Annotated in this window: 3 protein-coding genes; all 3 read right to left on the reverse strand. The window is 74.0% G+C overall.

Features of this window, described 5'->3' with window-relative positions; genetic code table 11:
• The coding region (locus V7050_RS20380; protein WP_324411193.1) for a hypothetical protein at window positions 1-657 on the reverse strand (657 nt) is incomplete at its 3' end.
• 56 nt (window positions 658-713) lie between these two features.
• Window positions 714-1,700 (reverse strand): 4Fe-4S dicluster domain-containing protein, encoded by a 987-nt coding sequence (locus V7050_RS20385; protein ID WP_324375048.1) that lies wholly within the window; start codon window positions 1,698-1,700, stop codon window positions 714-716.
• On the reverse strand, window positions 1,694-2,407 hold a 714-nt coding region (locus V7050_RS20390; RefSeq protein WP_324411195.1), incomplete at its 5' end, for a TorD/DmsD family molecular chaperone. The genes V7050_RS20390 and V7050_RS20385, both read right to left, overlap by 7 nt.

Raw genomic sequence — 2,407 nt, forward strand, 5'->3', positions numbered from 1 at the left:
CGCCGCAAGGCGATGGTCCAGCCTGCCGCCCGCCAGCGCCTCGGTCCCCGCCGCCAACCGCGCAAGGGGCGCAAGGACGGTGCGGCGCAGCACCAGCCAGCTGGCCAGAAGGCTGCTGCCGATCACCGCAAGGCCCGCCAGCATCAGCAAGCCCATGCTGCGCCGGGTCTCGGCCTCAAGCCCCGCGGCGGCATAATCCACCACCAGCAGCCCGTTGACCGGCTTTTTCGCCATGTCGCCATGGCAGCCCCGGCATTGCGGCTGGTTCGGCACCGGCCGGATCGCCCGCACCACATCGGGGCCCGCGCCGGTCAGGTCGGTCAGCGGGCCGCGGGTGTCCAGCGCGCGCCGGACCGGCGGGCTGTCCAGCACCGCGCCCACCAATGCGGGGTCCGAGGCGAAGCGCACCTCGAAATGCGGGTTCAGGATGCGGACGGCGCGGATGTCTGGGTCCTTGCCCAGATCGGCGACGATGGCCTCAAGCCCCAGAAGATCGCGCTTCAGCATGGCGTTTTCCAGGGCCGAATGCAGCAAGCCACTGACCTGCAGCGAGGCACGTTCCATCTCGGCGGCAAGGCGCGCGCGGTAGAGCCCCGAGACGACACCCAGGACCACCGCCGACAGCACGAAAAGGACCGCCGCCAGCGCCAGCACCATGCGCCGTTGCAGGCGCGCACCGGCCCAGTCGCGCAGCCGCCGGGTCAGGCCCCGGGTCACGGCAGCACCTGGAAGAGGCGCCGGTGATGGCCGGTCCGGGCGCAGACCGGGCAGAGGCCGCCGCCTTCCCGGGGGCCGCCCGAGGGCACATGCACCTCGACCCCGCAGCCGCGGCAGCGGAAAGAGACCAGCGCCGGGCCCGGAACCGCGGAGGCGAGGCGTTCGATCGTCATTGCCCCTGCCCCGCATACGTCCTCACACATTCCGCAACCCGTGCATCCCGAAGGGTCCGCCCCATACGACAATCCGCCGTCGTCGTCCTTGATCAGGCTCAAGGCCCCGGTGGGGCAGATGCGCAGACAGGCGTCGCAGCCGGTGCAGCGGGCTGGGTCGATGCGTGGGGCAAAGGCGTGGCGGGCACCGGGCGGGCCGGGCAGTGATTGCAGCCGCGCCAGCGCGGGGATGCCGGTATCGGTGATGACGCCGCCGAGGCCAAGGAAGAGCCGCCGCCCGCGGCGCGGCGCGGGCTCGGCGGTCAGCCGGGGCATCCTGCGCGGGACGCTGGCAACCGGCCCGATCCGCAGGGGTTGCAGGCCGCGGTCTTCCAGCAAGGCGTTCAGCGCCGCCACTCGGGCCGCGACCGGCAGGCCCGCCCCATCGGGACAGGCGGCGCAGTCGGCGGTCAGCACCGCGATCCGCCGCACCCCTTGCAGCCACAGCCGCGCCAGCGCCTCCAGCCCCAGCTCCTGAAGGCACGGCCCCTGCCCCGGGCCGCGGCGCGGACAGACCAGCGCCGCCTCGGGCCCGCCCGCCGACGGCTCGGGCCGGATCCCGCCCTGCCCGTCCAGCGCGACTGCCCGCTGCGGGCAGGCCGCCACGCAGGCGCCGCAGCCGGTGCAGGCCGCGGGGTCGAGGACCAGCCCCTCGGCGGTCATCTGCAGCGCATCCTGCGGGCAGGCGTCGGCGCAGGCCGAACACCTTGCCTGCGCCAGAAGGCCGTGCAGGCAGGCTTCGCCGTCGATGGACGGCAGCGCCGCTACCAACTTGCCGACAGTCCGGGAACGAAGGGCCGCTCCTCGTCGGCCTCGGCCTGACGCTCGGCCCGCCCGGCCTGCACCGTCCAGGCATGAGGTGCGACATCCGGCGCGCGTCCCGTCGCCGCGGCCAGATCCTCGCGCAGCGCGGTCAGCAGCGCCAGCGTCATGAGTGCTGCGCCCGCAAGGAAAGGGTGGCGGGCGTGGGCCGCGACCTTCAGGCACCAGTCGGGCAGCCAGGGCATCAGATGCCCGTCCATGAAGACCGCGGCATCGGCCAGCGCATCGGGGGTGCCGAGCGCAAGGAGATGGGCGACGAACTGCATCTCGTGGACGATGTGGTCGTCCGACCGCAGCCGCCAGTCCGGCACCGTCAGGCCGTAATGGGCATACCAGTCGCGCACCGCGAACATCGGCTGCTGGCGTTCCAGATGGTCCTCGGTCATCCAGACCGAGCCGGTGGGCGCGGCGCGGAAGCCATGGGTCAGGTAGGCATCGGCGAAATCGGCCGCCATCTCGTCGAGGATCGCCGCCGGCACCGGCCGCGGCATCCCGGCCAGCACGCGCGAGAAGCCCTCGACCACCCCCGCCTCGTCGCGCCCCTCCAGCAGGGCGGCGGCAATGGCGGGGGGGGTTGGCGCCCCCAGCCCCCCCTCCAGGGCGCCGTCGGGGTCCTGGGTGTGGCTTGGGGGGACCCGGGCCGCCCCCCCCGGCCC

Origin of the sequence: Amaricoccus sp., from assembly GCF_036846665.1 — a bacterium.
Lineage (GTDB): Bacteria > Pseudomonadota > Alphaproteobacteria > Rhodobacterales > Rhodobacteraceae > Amaricoccus.